16 protein-coding genes and 1 pseudogene are annotated in these 19,040 nt (G+C 26.2%); 14 read left to right on the plus strand and 3 right to left on the minus strand.

The annotated features are described in order from the left end of the window. Window positions 1-1,148: pseudogene (locus HCG70_RS14360) on the plus strand (collagen-like protein); the annotation flags it as partial. Window positions 1,149-1,225: 77 nt separating this feature from the next. Here HCG70_RS14360 and HCG70_RS14365 read toward each other — a convergent pair. After that, window positions 1,226-2,527 carry a DUF1002 domain-containing protein gene (locus HCG70_RS14365; protein ID WP_042399998.1) on the minus strand — a complete coding sequence of 434 codons (1,302 nt, stop codon included), beginning with the start codon at window positions 2,525-2,527 and terminating at the stop codon, window positions 1,226-1,228. A 241-nt stretch (window positions 2,528-2,768) separates the two neighbouring features. Between HCG70_RS14365 and HCG70_RS14370 the strand changes: the two genes are divergently transcribed. The 5 genes from HCG70_RS14370 to HCG70_RS14390 all read left to right on the plus strand — a co-directional run bounded on the left by HCG70_RS14370 (window position 2,769) and on the right by HCG70_RS14390 (window position 8,509). Beyond that, on the plus strand, window positions 2,769-3,974 hold the full coding sequence (locus HCG70_RS14370; RefSeq protein ID WP_042399995.1) for an NAD(P)/FAD-dependent oxidoreductase: 1,206 nt from the start codon (window positions 2,769-2,771) through the stop codon (window positions 3,972-3,974). A 350-nt stretch (window positions 3,975-4,324) separates the two neighbouring features. Further along, window positions 4,325-4,936: a hypothetical protein gene (locus HCG70_RS14375; RefSeq protein WP_055291772.1), complete on the plus strand. Its 612-nt coding sequence runs from the start codon at window positions 4,325-4,327 to the stop codon at window positions 4,934-4,936. Window positions 4,937-5,074: 138 nt separating this feature from the next. Further along, window positions 5,075-6,877 (plus strand): FUSC family protein, encoded by a 1,803-nt coding sequence (locus tag HCG70_RS14380; protein WP_221697904.1) that lies wholly within the window; start codon window positions 5,075-5,077, stop codon window positions 6,875-6,877. Between the two features lie 248 nt (window positions 6,878-7,125). Next, the gene (locus HCG70_RS14385; protein WP_042399987.1) at window positions 7,126-7,998 is read left to right on the plus strand and encodes a ComEC/Rec2 family competence protein; all 873 of its coding nucleotides are present in this window, start codon (window positions 7,126-7,128) and stop codon (window positions 7,996-7,998) included. 190 nt (window positions 7,999-8,188) lie between these two features. Beyond that, window positions 8,189-8,509 (plus strand): DUF5661 family protein, encoded by a 321-nt coding sequence (locus HCG70_RS14390; protein WP_042399985.1) that lies wholly within the window; start codon window positions 8,189-8,191, stop codon window positions 8,507-8,509. Between the two features lie 199 nt (window positions 8,510-8,708). On the opposite strand, the gene yaaA is transcribed toward HCG70_RS14390, so the two are convergent. Next, window positions 8,709-9,449 carry a peroxide stress protein YaaA gene (yaaA, locus tag HCG70_RS14395; protein ID WP_055274901.1) on the minus strand — a complete coding sequence of 247 codons (741 nt, stop codon included), beginning with the start codon at window positions 9,447-9,449 and terminating at the stop codon, window positions 8,709-8,711. A 222-nt stretch (window positions 9,450-9,671) separates the two neighbouring features. Here yaaA and HCG70_RS14400 point away from each other — a divergent pair, with 222 nt between their 5' ends. The 4 genes from HCG70_RS14400 (at window position 9,672) to cls (ending at window position 13,412) form a co-directional block, all read left to right on the plus strand. Beyond that, window positions 9,672-9,962 (plus strand): Dabb family protein, encoded by a 291-nt coding sequence (locus HCG70_RS14400; RefSeq protein WP_042399982.1) that lies wholly within the window; start codon window positions 9,672-9,674, stop codon window positions 9,960-9,962. Between the two features lie 27 nt (window positions 9,963-9,989). After that, window positions 9,990-11,003: a phosphotransferase gene (locus HCG70_RS14405; protein WP_042399981.1), complete on the plus strand. Its 1,014-nt coding sequence runs from the start codon at window positions 9,990-9,992 to the stop codon at window positions 11,001-11,003. Between the two features lie 115 nt (window positions 11,004-11,118). Beyond that, window positions 11,119-11,664: a nitroreductase family protein gene (locus HCG70_RS14410; RefSeq protein ID WP_042399980.1), complete on the plus strand. Its 546-nt coding sequence runs from the start codon at window positions 11,119-11,121 to the stop codon at window positions 11,662-11,664. A gap of 308 nt (window positions 11,665-11,972) precedes the next feature. Next, window positions 11,973-13,412, plus strand: coding sequence for a cardiolipin synthase (cls, locus tag HCG70_RS14415; protein ID WP_042399979.1), 1,440 nt, complete (start codon window positions 11,973-11,975; stop codon window positions 13,410-13,412). A gap of 176 nt (window positions 13,413-13,588) precedes the next feature. On the opposite strand, the gene HCG70_RS14420 is transcribed toward cls, so the two are convergent. Beyond that, complete coding sequence (locus HCG70_RS14420; RefSeq protein ID WP_042399978.1) at window positions 13,589-14,497, minus strand: LysR family transcriptional regulator; 909 nt, start codon at window positions 14,495-14,497, stop codon at window positions 13,589-13,591. Between the two features lie 166 nt (window positions 14,498-14,663). On the opposite strand from HCG70_RS14420, the gene HCG70_RS14425 reads away from it, so the two are divergent. The 4 genes from HCG70_RS14425 (at window position 14,664) to HCG70_RS14440 (ending at window position 18,948) form a co-directional block, all read left to right on the plus strand. Continuing rightward, complete coding sequence (locus HCG70_RS14425; protein ID WP_042399977.1) at window positions 14,664-15,686, plus strand: YeiH family protein; 1,023 nt, start codon at window positions 14,664-14,666, stop codon at window positions 15,684-15,686. Between the two features lie 80 nt (window positions 15,687-15,766). Further along, on the plus strand, window positions 15,767-16,297 hold the full coding sequence (locus HCG70_RS14430; protein ID WP_042399974.1) for a cob(I)yrinic acid a,c-diamide adenosyltransferase: 531 nt from the start codon (window positions 15,767-15,769) through the stop codon (window positions 16,295-16,297). Window positions 16,298-16,407: 110 nt separating this feature from the next. Next, the gene (locus HCG70_RS14435; RefSeq protein ID WP_042399971.1) at window positions 16,408-16,644 is read left to right on the plus strand and encodes a TIGR04540 family protein; all 237 of its coding nucleotides are present in this window, start codon (window positions 16,408-16,410) and stop codon (window positions 16,642-16,644) included. Between the two features lie 225 nt (window positions 16,645-16,869). Further along, entirely contained in the window at window positions 16,870-18,948 is a 2,079-nt protein-coding gene (locus tag HCG70_RS14440; RefSeq protein ID WP_221697905.1) for a sensor domain-containing diguanylate cyclase, read from the plus strand. Window positions 18,949-19,040 lie beyond the last annotated feature (92 nt).

Here is a 19,040-nt window from a genome sequence, read left to right on the forward strand (position 1 = left end):
GAGCAACAGGACCACAAGGAATAAGAGGAGCAACAGGAGCAACAGGTGCAAGAGGAGAAACAGGAGCAATAGGAGCAACAGGAGCAACAGGAGCAAGAGGAGCAACAGGACCACAAGGAATAAGAGGAGCAACAGGAGCAACAGGTGCAAGAGGAGAAACAGGAGCAATAGGAGCAACCGGTGCAAGAGGAGCAAGAGGAGCAACAGGAGCAACAGGAGCAACAGGAGCAAGAGGAGCAAGAGGAGAAACAGGAGCAACAGGAGCAACAGGAGCAACAGGACCACAAGGAATAAGAGGAGCAACAGGAGCAACAGGAGCAACAGGTGCAAGAGGAGCAACAGGAGCAACAGGTGCAAGAGGAGCAACAGGAGCAACTGGAGCAAGAGGAGCAAGAGGAGCAACAGGACCACAAGGTATACAAGGGGAACAAGGACTACAAGGTGAGCAAGGTATACAAGGTATACAAGGTGAGCAAGGACCACAAGGAGAACAAGGACCACAAGGTATACAAGGAGAACAAGGGCCACAAGGTGTCCAAGGGGCACAAGGAGAACAAGGACCACAAGGGTTAAGAGGAGCAACAGGAGCAACAGGAGCAACAGGAGCAACAGGAGCAACAGGACCACAAGGAATAAGAGGAGCAACAGGAGCAACTGGAGCAACTGGAGCAACAGGAGCAACAGGAGCAACAGGAGCAACAGGAGAGTCTGGAAATATTGAGGACTATGGAACAATTTATAGACAATTCCAAGATATTCAAGAATTATCTTATGCTGAAGATGTTGTTTTTAGTAATAATGAAATTGCTGGAAATAACATTCAACATGATGCTAATACTGCACCAGTAATATTACTAGGTGGACATCCTTATTTTGTAAAATATACAGTATCATATTCAGCTACTAACTGCGGTAGCAACGGAAGTGATATAATCTTTGCTCTTACTGATGGCAATGGAAATGAAATACCAGGAACTAAGCATGTAGCATCAGTTTCAAATGAAGTTTATGCTAATAATATTTCATTAGGTATTTTATTAGACGTTGATGATAATGAAATGGCAGTTGTTAAGTTAACTAACCTTACTAGAGATATTCCTAAAGTTAGAGTTCATGCAGCAACTATAACAGTTTTTGCATTAAGTTAATAAAAGTTAAAGTATTAAAATAAAGAGACTTCTAACCGTATGGTTAGAAGTCTTTAATAAATTTTAGTTAAAATTTATTAATTATCGTTTGTGTCAGTTGTATTATTATCGGAATCAGAATTACTATTATCATCATTTGGTATAATATCAGAAGATGATGTATTAGTATCTTTTATAGAGTTTGAATTATCTTGTTCAGGAGTAGTATTATTATCCATAGGATTTAATGTATCATCAATAGTGTCATTTGACTCTATATTTTCAGAACCACTAATAACAGGTGAATCAACAGAATTAGTAGAATTATCGTTATTTATATCACTTGAATTATTATTAAATAAGTTAGTAAACCAGTTCCATATTTTTTCGAAAAATCCTTTAGTTTCTTCAGAACTTGGTAATTTAATTGCATTGTCATCTGTTGCATCTACAACAACATTATCACCTAAAAGATCATCATTAGTTGTTTCTAATATGCCAAGATCCTTTTCATTACTATTAAATAATCCAGTAAACCAATCTCCTAAACCAGTAAACCATTCTTTTATAGACTCAATAAAACCTACTGATACTTTTTCACCCATAGCATCAAGTTTTTCATTAACAACATCTTTAACACTATTTAAAGCATCTTTCATTTCTTTATAATCATAATCTTGTTCTGAAACTTTAGCCATTAAGTTTTCTAATTGTTGTTGTTGTTCAGGAGTTAATGTAACATTATAATTATTAGTTACATTATTTATTGTATCTGCAATTTGTATAGTATCTTGAGTATTATTTTTAATAATTTCAGTTTTAATATCGTTTATAACACCAGTAGCTTTGTCTTGTCCAATATCTTCACCTAAGTCACCAGTTATAACTAGTTCTTCAGAAGCAATTTCTTTTTTTGTTTCATCAAGAGGTTCACCAGTTGCATCTTCAAAGGCTTTCATTATTCCAGTTAAAGCACCAGTACCACTTACACCGCCAGAAATTGGAGTCATTGCAATTACATTTGCATCAGTAATTCCACAAGTGGTAAGAGTACTAGCTATCATTGAAGAAGTAACATAAGTTAAATTTACTGTTTTAACATTAAGGCCATTTCCTTTTGAAGTAGGTTGTACATAAGCACAAGAGTAGGTTCTAGTACCAAGTTGAGCTTCAGTAGCAACTCCCTCTAAGTATTTTCTTTCTTCTTGGTTATTAACTTCTAATATAACAACTTCATTTTCTTTTACACCAAAGTAATCTAAAACTATTTGTTTTTGTTCAGATGATAGGTTTGTCCCTAAAGTCACAACATTAGCACCATCAGCATAAACTGTGCTAATATTTCCTAAAATTATTATTCCACATATAAGTAGTGTAGAAATCCTCTTCTTTAATCCCATAATTATCTCCTCTTAAATTAAAATATTTTATTGTAAGGTAAGTTAAATACCTAAATGGAATTACGTAGTTAAAGCAGTATGTATTACCTATTTTAATAAATTATATCTAATTAATATTTTAAAATCAAATGAACACTTTCTTAAGATTTTATAATTATATCATAGATTATATAAATGGCTACAATTATAAAGTATGATATAATGAGTAAATAAACAAAGGAAATTTAGTGAGGTGACAAATTTGGCTAAAGTTATAGTTGTTGGGGGAGGGCCTGCAGGAATTATGGCAGCTCTTAGTGCAGCAAAAAATAATGAAGTTACATTAATAGAAAGAAATAAAGAAATTGGTATGAAATTAAGACTTACTGGTGGAGGTCGCTGTAATATAACTAATAATAGGGATATAGAAGAATTTTTTGACAAGATAGTTAATAATAAAAAGTTTTTATATAGTGCGTTATATACATTTTCTAATTATTCACTTTTAGAATACTTAAGTAACAATGGACTTGAATATAAAGTTGAACTTGATGAAAAAGTATATACAAAAAGTGATAAGGCTGATGAAGTTATAGAATTACTAAAAAATGATTTAGAGAAGAATAAAGTTAAAATTAGATACAATACAATGGTAAGTGACTTAATAGTTGAAAATGAAGATATTAAAGGTGTTGTAACATCTTATGGTGAAAGAATATTAGGTGATAAAGTTATAATAACAACAGGAGGAAAGAGTTTTCCTAATACAGGTTCTGATGGAACTATGTATTCTATATTAGAAAAGTATGGGCATACAATTACACCTATATACGCGGCTTTAATACCACTAGTTATAAAAGAGGATTTTGTTAAAAGTTTACAAGGGGTTGCAATGAAAGATGTTGTAGTTTCTGCAAAACTTAAAAAGAAAAAAATTGAAAAGTTTGGAGATATGTTATTTACACACTTTGGTATTTCAGGCCCTGCAGTTTTAAAACTTTCTTCATATATAACTAAGGCTTTAAGTGAAAGGGAAGTAGAAGTATCTTTAGATTTCTTAAAAGATAAATCTAAAGATGAAATTTCACAAATAATGAGAAGTAATCCTAATAAAACTGTATTAAACAATTTAAAAGGTGTTCTTCCACAGAACTTTTTAAAAGTTGTATTTGAAATGTTAGGGTTAACTGAAATTAAATCAAGTGATTTAAAGAAGGAAGATGAAAATAAAATAATTGAGTATATGAAGGAAATGAAGCTTACAGCAAGAGAAACTTTAACTATAAAAGCTGCTCAAGTAACATCAGGCGGAGTAAAAGTAAAAGAAATTAATGCTTCAACTATGGAATCTAAGGTAATTAAAAATCTTTACTTTGCAGGTGAAGTTATTGATATAGATGCAGAAACAGGTGGATATAACCTTCAAATGGCTTTTTCAACAGGATATTTAGCCGGCTCAGATTATTAAAATAATTATTTTGATATATAGTTAATAATATATGAATCTATCAAACAGTAGATAAATTTTTAAACTTATCTACTGTTTTTTATATTATAAATCAAATAAATTTAACACCTAATATTACTTTGTACATTTGATATTTTTTTATTTTATTTAATAAATCATTTTCACTCATAAAATATCATATTTTCAAAAGTATATATCCTTAGTTAATTCAAAATGAAGTGAAGTTACAAAATAACTTAGATAGTTTATTAAAGAATTATGATTTGATTTAAAAGATCATATTTTGAGATTGTAGCAAATAAAAAATTAAAGAGTATTATGATAGTAAGTAGTTTTTTATGGGGAAAATTATGAATCAAAATGGAAATAATAGTTTTGATGAGTTTATAAAATTTTTTAATGAATATATGGCCTCTTTTGATTCAGAAACTACTGATGAAAATAGCAGTAGTAACACTTCACAAGCAAGTAATGGTAGATGTGAAAATTGCATGTTTGGAAATGAAAATGCAGAGGCTACAGAAGATCAAAGGAAGGCATGTAGTGATGTGCCAGGTGGATTTCAAGATTTTAATCCACAAATACTTAATTTGATAACTGTTTTGTTTGGTAATATTGCAGCACAAAAGATGCCATTTAATGTACAAAATGCTTTAGGTAACTGGCTTCAACTTTTAGGTCAAGTAATAATAACATTTAATGCTCAACAACAATATTTTCAAGGTGGACCAGGAAGAATATATAGTCCAATTTATAGAAATGCAGCTAATCCATTTTGCTCAAATTCAAGTGATGAGGGACAAGCTAATGTAAGTTCAAGTAAAAAGAAAAAAACAACCAGCAGTTCAGAAAATAAGGTACAATCAAGTAACGATATAAATGAATTAAAGAAATCCATATCAGAGTTAAGCAAGCAAATAAAGGAATTACAAAGTGAAATTGAAAATTTAAAGAAAAAATAAGGATGTGAAGCTAATAGAAATATATAGACTTTACATCTTTATTTTATTATAAATAATTTTTAGTATGGAATAGTTAAGTATTTATAAGGAGAAAGTAATAGTGGAAATTTAATTCTTTTAAATAAAGGTTGTGAGAAAATGCTTGATTATTTTGTGAAAAAATATAATTTAAATATTACATCAATGATAAGAAATGGAACAGTTGCAGTAATTACAATGGCTGGTGTTGGAGTCTTATTTGGTGTTAAAAATATAATGATAGCATTTCCAATTGCATTAACCTCAACAGTAATAGGAAGACAAAATTTTTATGTTAAGCCACTTAGTAGAATAGGGCGAATTTTATTGCTAGATTTATTTATTGTTTTAGTTGCATTTATTTCATCATTAAATCCTTGGACTGGTATTTTAATAGATTTAGTAGCAATATTTTTAATAATATATATTGTATCCTCACCTTATGATGCAACATTTTATAAACCTTTTATAATGTTATATGTATTTACTCAATATTCTAAGATATCTATTTATGAACTTCCAAATAGATTATTAGCAGTTATATTTGGTGCAATGATAATAATTATTGGAACCTATATTAAAAGGGCTAATGCAAAAGTTGTTTTTGGAAACAGTGTTAATTCTGCTTTGAAAAGTTTAAAAGTTCAGCTAGATAATATTTTAGAAGATAATTTTGATTATAAGTTAACAAAAGATTGCTCAAAAATAATGATGGATTTGGTTTATAAAGTATATACAACAAGGCATAAAGGATATTTAACTACTAACCTTGGAACTATTCAGTTTAAATTATATTTAAATATAGAGTATATAAATATATGCTTGAAGAAGGTTTTTCAAGAGTATAAAAATAACAATATTTCAAAGGAAGAACTAGGAGATTTATGGTCGTTAATTGATTTAATAATTAATTATTCAAAGGAATCATGTAAGATAAGTGATATAGTCTATAAAAATACTTTTATAATTGAAAAAAATAAAAATTCAATGAATTTATATAAAGAAGTATTATTTGCTATTTCATCAATTATAGAATGTATTAAAGATTTGGAAAAATTAGATGATAAAGATATTAATAAAATATATAAGAATTGGGAAAGGACTTATTTAGATAAACCTAAAGTAATTTTTAAAGAATATTTTGTGATTTCATCAATTAGGTTTAAATTTGCTATGAGAATGTCAATTACATTGTCATTTGCAATTTTTATAGCAGAATTCTTAGGTTTTTATAAAGTGATTTGGGCAATAATCACTATAATGTCTATTATGCAACCTTATTATGAAGATACTATTTCGAAGAGTAGAGAAAGAGTAAAAGGAAATATTATAGCTATCTTACTTACAGGAATAATAATACATTTATTTGATTCTAAGTGGGTTATAATAGGGATCTTAGTTTTATCTTTGTATTTATTATATGGATTTAAAGAGTATTATAAAATATCATTATTTGCAGCTATGGCATCAATATGTGTATCATCATTAACAGTAAATATTAATAAATTATTATTTTATAGAATTTTATATGTGATTATAGGGGTAGTTATAGTTTTGTTAGCTAATAAGTTTATATTTCCATATAAATTGAAGGATGGAATAGAACAATTGGTTAGAAAAATTTTAAGATATGATGAATATTTAATGGATTCTACTCGGGATTATTTAAATAAAAGCAATGGGGCTAATTCTATAAGAGATTTAGTAATACATATAACTTTATTAACACAAAAGCTATATCTTAGAAATATGCAATATGGAGATGAAAAGATTGAACAGTTTGTTGATTTAAATAATGAGATTGTAGTAAGAATTGGATATAAAGCTTTAATTGTTTATGGAAAAATATATAATGAAAATATTTTTAAATATATAAGTAATTTATATGAGGAACTGCAGGAGAGAATTAAAGGGTTAATATAAGAAAAGATATAGATTAGAAATAGGGGGAACTAATCTATATCTTTCTGAAGGGAATGATATTAACTAATAAATAACACTAATTTCTATGTGTTATTTTCTTTAGTATAGTGCATTAATATGTCAAATTAATGACAGTTGCATTAATTTGACATAATTTAGTAATAATAATTCATATTTGTATAAGTTACTATGTAATAAGAGTATAATAATATAAATAAAGTATTTTTTATAGTTAAGAAGGGAGATAAATGAAAAATGTTGTCTTAAAAAAAGTTAGGGTTAGATTGATAATAATAATTTTAGTAATTATATTCAGTGTAATAGGTTTTTTAAAAATAAAAAGTGATAGTAAAAAGTGGGTAGATGCAGATGTTACTGTTAAGCTACCTTTTGAAATAGATATATTGAGTACAGGAAAGTCAGATTTTATTTTGATTGAATGTGAAGGAAAATTTATTGTTATAGATACAGGATTTTATGAAAATAGCACCGTAATAAATGATTATTTAAATTATAAAGGTATTGAAGAAATTGAATATTTGATTTTAACCCATAATGATAAAGATCATATAGGTGGAGCGCCTACTATTTTAGATAATTTTAAAATTAAAAATTTAATTCAAGCTGATTATGAAAAAGATACTGTACAATATAAGAATTATATTGAAGCAGTAAAAAGAAATGAGTTGACACCTGTTTTATTGCATAACAAAATTGTTAAAAATATTAATGGTGCTAATATAACTATTTATCCGGCCATTAAAGATGAGTATGAAAAGTCAAATGATTATTGTATTATTGTTGGAATTGATTATGGAAAGTATAGATTTTTATTTGCAGCAGATGCTGAAGATGAAAGAATGAGGGAATTTATTAATGAAAATACTGGTGAATATACTTTTTTAAAGATGGCTCATCATGGAATATATAATAATGAGGTAGGAGATTTTTTAGAATCTGTATCCCCTAAATATGCAGTAATAACTTGCTCTCAGTTTATGTATCCTGATAGAAAACTAGTATCTTTATTAGAAAAATATAAAATAAAAACTTTTTATACTAGTAGTGGTGATATTAGTATTAAGAGTGATGGTGAAAATATTTATTTTATACAAAAGTAATAGAATTTTTCAAGAGTATGAGGTGGAAAATACCTAGTATAGATAACAAGATAATTGGAATAGATTATGATTGAAGATAAATGGAAATTGATAAAAATAAATTAAGACTACTGTAATAGATTTTTACAGTAGTCTTAATTAGTTTTTTCTCATAGTATAATTTATATATTATTTTAAATATGAGGTAGAAATGAAAAATACTCAATGGTATATAGTAAAATTAAGAGGGGAAAAGAACAGATTATCATTTACTTCTGAAGAAGCATGTAAAATAGCAAAAAAGATAGGCATTGATTTTACAAAAGAAAAATTTGATTTAAATGAGTTTACTATGGGGATAAATGTAGAGCTTGAACATGGTACTAAATTTTCAAAGGCAAATGTAACTAATAATGATCCTATTTTAACAGGTAAAATTGCATATGCACATCTTTTAGAATTTCCTGATTATTATACAAGGCTTAAGAAGTTAGAAGCAGAGGCCGATATATATTGGAAAACTAAAAGGTAGTTAATCAAATGTGAGAGTTAGCTTAAAGGCACTTAGAGATAAAAAAACGAAACTTTAAAGTTTAAGGAATTACAAATATATTTATATATAATATAAAAAATAAAAATCCCATGAAATTATTATTTTTCATGGGGTTTTAAATTATTAAATTTATATTTTATTTTATAAATACAAATTTTAAAATTATTAAATTTATATTTTATTTTATAAATACAAATTCTTTATCAGTAGAAAGCTCTTCAGAATATTTGAAAGATAGTTCAGAAAAGTTTTTAACATCTTCAATATTTTCTATGTTATTAGATGCTAGATATCTTACCATAAGACCTCTAGCCATTTTAGCCTCTGTAGCTTTTACTTTAATTTTATCATCTTTTAATTCTCCAAATATACAAGTAATAAATATATCATCTTTGCTTAAATATTTTTCGATTGCTTTACTATATTCTTTTGAAGCTAAATTTAAAATAACATTACTATTTTTAGTTATTTCTTTATATAAACTATTGCCCCAAAACTCATAAAGATTTTTATTATTATCGATTTTAAGTTTTGCTTGCATTTCTAATCTATATGGTACAACTCCATCAAAAGGATTAAGAACTCCATAAAATCCAGATAGTATTTTTAAATGAGATTTTACATAATTAAATTCATCTTCGCTAAAAGAATCTGGAGACATATATTTATATTGAATTCCTTCATAAGTTAATAAGGCTGGAGATAGATTTTTATTTAAATGCATATTTTTATATCTTTCAAAATTTAATTGAGCTAAATCATCATTACAAACTAATAGTTTTTTTAGTTCATCATATGAAAGTGATTTCAATTGATTATGTAATATGTTAGTTTTATCCATAAAGACAGGGTGATATTCATAAATAATATCATCATTGTTTATATTCATTTTTTTTGCTGGGGAAATAATTATATTCATTTTTTCAACTCCTAAATTATGCAACTAATATTAATTATTATTTAGTATAACATATTATTTAGTTTTATTATAATGAATAAATTTTTTTAGCATCATAATTATATTTGATAAAAAAGTAAAATTTTAATAATGAATATAAAAGAAATTAGAAAATGAAAATTTTAAATAAGATGTTACTTTGATATAATTAAAATATAAATAAATTAAAAGGGGAGGAAAAAGATGATTAAACATATTATTTTATGGAATTTTCAAGATGGTAAAGGTAGTGAAGAGGATAAATTAAAAATAAAAAATGGATTAGAAGGTTTAAAAGGTAAGATTCCAGGAATTATTGAAATAGAGGTTATAACTAATCCAGTAGCAGGTAGTAATGCAGATATAATGTTAAATAGTACATTTGAAAGCATTGAGGCATTAAATAATTATCAAGTTCATGAAGAACATGTTAAGATTGCTACAATAGTTAGAAGTATTACTTGCAATAGAATGTGTATGGATTATGAAATATAGTTTATAAAATTTCAAGAGGAGAATAAAGTGGAAGAAGAATATATAGATTATATTGTGAAACAATATTTTAAGGATGAAAATTATTATGTTAAACAAGAAAGTAGTGGAATGAATAATACTACTAAATTCTTATGCGTAGGAGATAAAAAATATATTTTAAGAATATATGAAAGTCACAGGGATAGTAAAAAGGTGAACTATGAACATTTAGTCTTAGAGGAGCTTAATAAAAGAAATTTATCATTTAATATTCCAAAGCCAAAACAAAATTTAAAAGGTAATACTATAAGTGTTAGTATAGATGAAAAGCTAGTGTCAATAGCTGAAATGATAAAAGGATCTAATCCTAAATTACATACTACTAAACAATTTTATAGCTTAGGTAAAGTTGTTGGTGAAATAACAAAAGAGTTAGGTAGTATAGAAGTTGAGCTTAATCCTATTTATGAACCATGCTATGAACTAGAAAAGTCTTATCCTAAATGCCCTTTAAATAAAGTAATAGAGTTTTGTATTTATCCATCTAATGAATTTGAAAATGAAAGAGAATATTTAAAGGAATTAAGTAGATATTTTATTGAATTTCAAGAGGTAATACCTAAATTAAGAAGTTTGCCACATCAGATTATTCATGGAGATATTAATGCATCTAATGTATTAGAGGATGAATATAACAATATATCAGCAGTTTTAGATTTTGAATTTTCAGCTAGGGATTTAAGGGCTATGGATTTAGCAATATGTTTGTCAGAAGCAATTTCAAATGAAAATGATGACAAAGTAAAACTAGAAAATATGAGAAGCTTTATTAATGGTTATAAGGAATATATAAAACTTTCAATTGATGAGATAAATGTAATACCATCATTAATTATGCTTAGAAGACTTGATGTGATAATACATTTTCTTGTTAGATATAAAGATGGAATTAGTAATAATTTTATGTCTTCAGAAAAAATTTTAAAAGAGCAGATTATAAAAGCAATAACACTATGTAAATGGGTTAAATCAAATGAAGAAAAAATAAGAAGAATATTTTAATTAATATTAAAATATTAAAATATTAATTAATATGAGGGTAAGCATATTAATTAAATTTATTTATATAAATTAATATGAACTTAAAAAACAAGGTGCTTTTTAGGAGGGTTTTGATATGAATGAGGTTATAAAAAATATTAAAGCTAGAAGAAGTTGTAGAGAATATATTGATACACAAATATCAACTGAAGATTTAAATGAAATCTTAGAGTGTGCTTTATGTGGACCAAGTGGAATGAATAGCCAAGGATGTTATTATACTGCAATTCAAAATAAAGAGGTATTACAAGAATTAAATAAAGCAGTTAAAGCTGTATTTAGGGAAAGAGAAGATTCAAGGGGATTTGATGAAGATTACAATTTTTATTATAAAGCACCAACCCTTGTAATAGTTACTGCAAAAAAGGATTATAAATATTTTTATACTGATGGAGCGGTAGGATTAGAAAATATATTTTTAGCAGCTACATCTTTGGGCATGGGAACATGTTGGATTAATCAATTAGCAGATACTTATGATAATCCACAAGTAAGAAAAATACTTGATAGATGTCATATACCTTCTGATTTTGGAGTAGTTGGTTGTGCAGCAATTGGTTATTCAGCAAGAGCAAGTGTTGCACCAAAGAGAATTCAAGGAAGAAGTTTAATAGTTAGATAAAAGAATTTTAAAGAGTAGGTCAATATATATTGTACGTATTTTAATTAATTGATACAGCAATATATATTGACTTTATTTTTATAAGAAAGTTAATGGAAAATATTTTATAAAATATAAATTTGGTTTATAATATGTGTATTATAAAGGGAAAGAGGCTTTATCTATATAAATGATAAAGCTTTATATATATATATGAAAACTATATTAAAATAAAGTTGAAGAATAAATGTATAATGATGCAAATAATAATAATGTAATTTTATAAATAAGATACTTTAATGAAAAAATAATATTAAGGAGATGAAGATATGTTTAAGGTCATAACTGTTTTAATTCATATAATTAATTTGGTAACAATATTATATATGATATTCAAAGAAAAACGTTCAGCTAACAATATCATAGCTTGGACTTTGGTTTTATATTTGGCACCATTTATAGGTTTTATCGTGTTTATACTAATTGGTAGAAAAATGAATAAAGCTAATATGTTTGGGTTTAAAAATGCAGAGCTAAAAATATTTGAAAATTACACAAATCAAGTTAAAGAAAGAGAAAGTTTAAAAGATGAAAATATTGATATAGAAAATATTGATATGATTAGAGCTCTTGAAGCAACAGATTATTCTCCTTATAGAAGTAATAATGATGTTTATATGTATTCAGATGGAACTTTGTTTTTTGAAGAATTATTGACAAGTTTAAAAAAAGCTAAACAAAGTATAAATATAGAGTTTTATATATTTAAGAATGATAATATAGGTACTGAGATATTAAATATATTAGAAGAAAAAGCTAAAGAAGGAGTAGAAGTTAGATTATTATATGATTCAGTTGGAAGTAGATCTTTAAATAGAAATGTGCTTAAGAAATTAACTGATGTTGGAGGTAAGGTTGGTGAATTTTTCCCTTCATGGCTAAAACTTATTAATATTAATATGAACTTTAGAAACCATAGAAAGATCGTTGTGATAGATAATAAAATTGGATTTGTTGGTGGATTTAATGTTGGCGATGAATATTTAGGAAAAGATGATAAGTTTGGATATTGGAGAGACACTCACATAAAATTTAAAGGTAGTGCAGTTAAGGATTTAAATTTAAGATTTTTAGCAGATTGGAGATATGCTACGAAAGAAGAAGTTACATTAAATCATGTATTAGAAATTAATGAAGATGAGCTAAAAAAATCTAATATAGGAATGCAGATAGTATCAAGTGGACCAGATTTAAGTGATAGGTATGAAATAAAGTTAGCATATTTAAAAATGATACAAAAAGCAAAAAGATATCTTTATATACAATCTCCATATTTAATAATTGATAATAGTATTTCAGATAGTTTAAAATTAGCAGCTGCTTCAGGTGTTGATGTAAGAATAATGTTACCAGGCAAAGGTGATCACCCTTTTGTATATTGGGCAAATTTAGTTTATGCAGGTGAATTAATAAAAGAAGGAGTAAAAGTATATCATTACGATAGAAATGCGTTTTTACATGCAAAAACTATAGTTATAGATGATAAAATTTGTTCAATAGGAACTGCTAATATGGATACAAGAAGTTTTGAATTGAATTTTGAAGTTATTTCAGTTATATATTCAGAAAAAATAGCAAAAGAGCAAAAATATGAATTTGAAAAAGATATGATGAAATGTGAAGAGTTAACTATAGAAAAGTATAATAAAAGAAGTACAATTGTTAAGGTTAAGGAATCTATTTCAAGATTATTATCAGATATACTATAAAGTTATATTGTAATAAATAAAATAAGAAAAATAAAATTATATAAAGTATTATAAACATTAATTTAGTTTTAAAATGTATGTAAGTCAGACAATCTGATAAAAAATAAATGTATTACTAGAAGGAATTAATATAGAATCTTAATAGAATTTATATTAATTCCTATAGAAAAATACATTTATTTTTTTGTACTTTCAAGTTGTATAATTCTAGAATAATCTTTTAACTCATCTAAAAATATACTAGCAGCTTTTGAAAGTGTTAATTCTTTAGGATAAATAAATGAAAGGGAACGAGTGAAATGATTATCAAGTTTTATACTAGATATCTCATTTCTATTTTCGTCTTCTGCAATAACATGTTTAGAAATTATAGTTATCCCTAAGTTATTTTTAACAGCTTCTTTAACAGCTAGGTTACTTCCTAATACCATCATACTTTTAGGAATTATTTTATTTTCTGTAAAGAATAAATCTAGATATTCTCGAGTTCCAGAGCCATCTTCTCTTGCAATCCAAGCTTTGTTCTGAAGATTTTCAATGTTAAATTCAGTAGATTTTAATGGATCAGTGTAAGGTATCGCTAATACCATATCATCATGTAAAAAATATTCTTGTTTAAATAAGGATGATGAAGCAGCTCCTTCTATAAGGCCTATATCTAATTTAAATTTTTTTAATTCACTAGAAATAAGAGCTGTATTTTCGATTATAACTTCAATATCAACATCAGGATATTTTTTTGAAAAAATAGCTAAAAATTTAGGGAGTATATATTCTCCTATAGTTAAACTAGCGCCTATTTTTAAGCTACCTTTAACAGAAGAGGATAAGTTTTTAACATCGATAAATGTTACATCTAATAAACTTATTATTTCTTTAGCCCTTTTATAAAGTGTGTATCCACTTTCGGTAATAGATATAGTTTTTTGTTTTATTGATCTGTTTATTAAAGTAACTCCAAATATATTTTCTAAATTTTTGATATGAGTACTAACACTAGGTTGAGATAAGTTCAAATATTCTGCTGCTTTAGTAAAATTTTTATAATCAACTACAGAGATAAAAGTTTTAAGTTCTTCAATCATTTTAAAGCCCTCCTTATGTAATTAAGTATAAAGTAATAATATTATTATACACTAATTATTAAAAAAAGTAATGATTATTATGATTAAGATTTATTTTACTAATGAATAAGAGGTGGATATACTAATAGTATAAAGATTTAAATAATAAAAGATTCGGAGTGATAATATGAAGGAAAATAAATTTATAGAGTATATTAAAGGTATAGTACCAGGATTTTTGGTTGCATTAGCAGTAGCATTAGTTGGAATGTTTATTGCAAAATTTGTCCCTAAATTAGGTGCTGGTACTATATCTATATTTTTAGGGATGTTTGTAGGAAATTTATTTTTAAATCAAGATGTATTTCAAAAAGGATATAAATTTTCAGAGACAGATATATTATCATATTCTATAGTTTTATTAGGAGCAACATTAAGTATAGGAACATTATTAGAGCTTGGTATAGGTGGATTTGCTTTCATAATAATACAAATGGCAATAACTATTGTTGGTGCTATTTATATAGGAAAAAAATTAGGATTTAGTCAAAATTTTAGATTTTTAATGGCTAGTGGAAATGCCGTATGTGGTTCATCAGCTATAGCAGCAACAGCACCTGTAATAGAAGCTGATGATAAAGATAAGGGAATTTCAATAACTATAGTAAATATAACAGGTATTGTTTTAATGTTTATTTTACCATTAATATCAAAGGCATTATTTAAAAATGATACTTTAGCTACAGGAGCATTAATAGGCGGAACTTTACAATCCGTTGGACAAGTGGCAGCTAGTGGAGCTATGGTTGGTGAGCAAGTAAAGGATATGGCTATGATATTTAAAATATTAAGAGTTGTATTACTTGTTGTTGTAGTATTTGTATTTGGACATATAAAAAATAAAACTAATGAAGAAATAATCGAAGAAGAAGCAACAGATATTAAAAAGGGAAAAGTTAGAATTCCTTGGTATGTAATAGGATTTTTTGTAACTTGTGCATTATTTTCTTTGAAAATAATACCTAATAATATATCTCATATATGTAAAGAAATAAGTAACAATTTAGAAATAATTGCTTTAGCTGCAATTGGATTAAGAGTAAATGTAAGAGATTTGCTTAAACAAGGAAAAGCTGTATCTTTATATGCATTAGGAGTAGGAACACTTCAAATAATATCAGCACTAGCATTAATAGCAATTTTACTTTAACAACAGTTAAAGTTGACAACGTGAAAATATAAAAGTATTATTATTAAAATAATTATAAGATATTTTTAGAGGTGGAAATAATGGATAATGGACTTATACATATATACTGTGGTGATGGCAAAGGTAAAACAACAGCAGCAATGGGGTTAGCTATAAGAGCAGCGGGAAGAAAGAAGAAAGTATTCATTACTCAGTTTTTGAAAAGTGGTAAAAGTGGAGAATTAATATCATTAGAGAAGTTAGATGAGTATATTACATTTTTCCCAGGAAAACCAGTTAATAAATTTGTTTGGAATATGAATGAGGAAGAAAAGTTACAAGCTAAAATAGAACATACTAAAAGGTTTCAGGAAATTAAGGACATAATAAATAAAGAAGAGTATGATTTATTAATATTAGATGAAATAATAGCTACTATAAATAATGAATTTATAGAATTAAATGATGTAATAGAATTTTTAAGAAATAAACCTAAATCATTAGAGGTTGTAATGACAGGTAGAGATCCCAAAGATGAACTAGTGGAATTATCTAATTACGTAACAGAAATGAAGTGTATCAAACATCCCTTTAAAGAAGGTATTCCATCTAGGGTTGGAATAGAATTATAGGGGCTAGTCAATTTAATTTACTTAATATATAATACAATATGTGCTATAAAAATAAAATTCTACTTTTTAAACACATTTAACAAAAAAGATAAAATAAAAAGGAGTAATATATGAGAGCAGTATATAGAAATCCAAAAGAATTGGCTACAAAGCTAAAAGATGTAGTAGATTTATATCAAGATGATTTATTATCATATGAAAAGCTAGAAGCAACAGTTGTAGCTATGATAAAGGCTAATGATGATAGAATATATAAAAATGGATTTATGCCAACTAAATTAATTGCAGCAATTGGAGAAGAAAGAAAATCTATAGTTGATAAAATAGCTGCTGATAACAATTTATAATTAGATGAAATTTAAAGTTAGTATTTAGTAATTATCTTAGGTTACGTTAAATACTAACTTTTTTATTGTGAAAAATAATATTTAATTATATTTAAAAACTTATTAAAAAAAATAGTAAATTTAAAAAGAGGATTAATATATTTTAAAAAATAAAAAAATATGGTAAAACAAATCTACAATTTGTTCCCAAAATATACTACTGCGCTAGGAAAGGAAGGTATTGTGATGGAGAATAATGAATTACAATATAATTTACGTAAATTTGAAGAGGATGAAAATCACATAGAATACTTTATATCTATTTTTCCTGAATATATAAAATCTAATCCAGAAAAGGCTAAAGAAATTCTTGATTTAGTAATGGAAATAGCGCTAAATAAAGAATATGAGCTTGCTTATGGATGGTGTTTAATGTATATTGGGTGGTATTGTTTTACAATTAGTGATTATACAAATGCTTGCAAGTATAGACTAGATGCTAATGAAATATTTATTAAAAATAATTGTGTAAAAGGACTTATATTTTCATATAATGGATTATTAGCGGATTATACAAGATTAGGAAATTTAGAGCTAGCGATAGAAAGTGGATTATCAGGAATAGATTTAGCAGAAAAAGAAAATGATGAAAAAGCATTAATTCATTTAATGATTAATACAGCAATAGCATATATGGATTATAGAAAATATGATGAGGCTAAAAGACTATTAAATAAAATAAATGAAGTTTATAGACAAATACAGGGAAGTGAATTAATAGTTTATTATATAACCTTAGCTGAAGTAGAAGTAATTTCTGGTGATATTAATAAGGGATATGAGTGTTGTGAAGTTGCAATAGAATTAATTAAAGAGCTAGGATGCTGGATATATGAGTGTGAGATTCTTTCCATTAGGGCAGAGGCGAATTCAAAACTTGGGAAAAATAAAGAAGCAGAAATAGATTTTGAAGTGGCAATTAAAAGCGCTAAAAGTTTTAAAAATATTATTTATATTGTAAAAACATTAAGGCGATGGGCTAAACATTATAATAGAATTGGTGAATTGGATAAAGCAGAGAAAAAGTTAATTGAAGCTTTTAATGAGGTAAATAGTTTAAACTCATTATTAGATAAAAGTGAAATATGTTACGAGTTAAATGAATTATATGCACAACTAAAAAGATATGAAGAGGCGTATAAGTTTTTAAAAGAACATTTAGAAATAGAAAAAGAAATTTTTAATAACAAGAGTAGTAGTTGGCTTGCAAGACTACATAATAAGGAAATAACAAGAGAAGCAAAAATTTATAGAGAGCTATATCAAGAAATAGATTTACTATCAGGGATAGGTAAAAAATTCACTTCAGATTTAAAAATTGAGAGAAATTTAGAAGTAATATATGAAGAAGTAAAAGAATTAATGGAGGCAGATGTTTTTGGAATAGCCTCATATAGCAAAGAAGAAAAAATATTGAAATATGATTTATTTATTGTCAACGGAAAAAGAAAAAATTGTGGCATATCAGCTTTAGAAGAAGAAAACTTTGGAACATGGTGTTATAAAAATAAAGAAAATATAGTTATTAATGATATGGAAAATGAATATAGAAAATATGTTCCAAGTAGAAATAAAGGTATTGAAGATGATAATTGTAATGTTAAAAACATAAAATCAGCAATATTTTGTCCTATAGTAGTTGAAAATGAAGTATTAGGAATATTAACTGTACAAAGCTATAAGAAAAATTCATATAATAAAAATACTGTTAAAAAGCTAGAAATACTAGCGTCATATATTGCAATTGCACTTGAAAATGCCAAGTTATTTAAAAATATAGAGTATTCAGCAACTCATGATTGGTTAACAGATGTTTATAATAGAAAAGAAATATTTAAAAGAGGACAAACTATAATTCAAAATAATAAAGGATGTTCTGTAATGATTATGGATATTGATTATTTTAAAAGTATAAATGATAATTATGGGCATGCTACAGGTGATTATGTACTAAAAACTATAAGTGACCTTATGAAAAAGGATATTAAAGGCAATGGATATATCGGAAGATATGGAGGAGAAGAATTTCTTATTGTAGTTAATAGTAGCAATAAGGAGTATGTATCAGTACTAGCAAATAATATCAGAAAAAATATTGAGAACTATAACTTTATTGTTGATTCTAAAAAAATAAATGTTACTGTAAGTATAGGAGTATATAATTACTTGAAAGATGATAAATATTTTAATAAGCATATAAAACTTGCTGATGAAGCTTTATATTTAGCTAAATTATTTGGACGTAATAGAGTAGTTAATTATTAGCGTTTTAAAGAAATATAGGGAAAGTAGATAGATTTGTGTAAAAAACAAATCTATCTACTCTTTTTTTGTATGATTAGTTGGTAGATTTGGAA

The organism is Clostridium sp. K04 (genome assembly GCF_019734375.1).
GTDB lineage: Bacteria > Bacillota > Clostridia > Clostridiales > Clostridiaceae > Clostridium > Clostridium saudiense.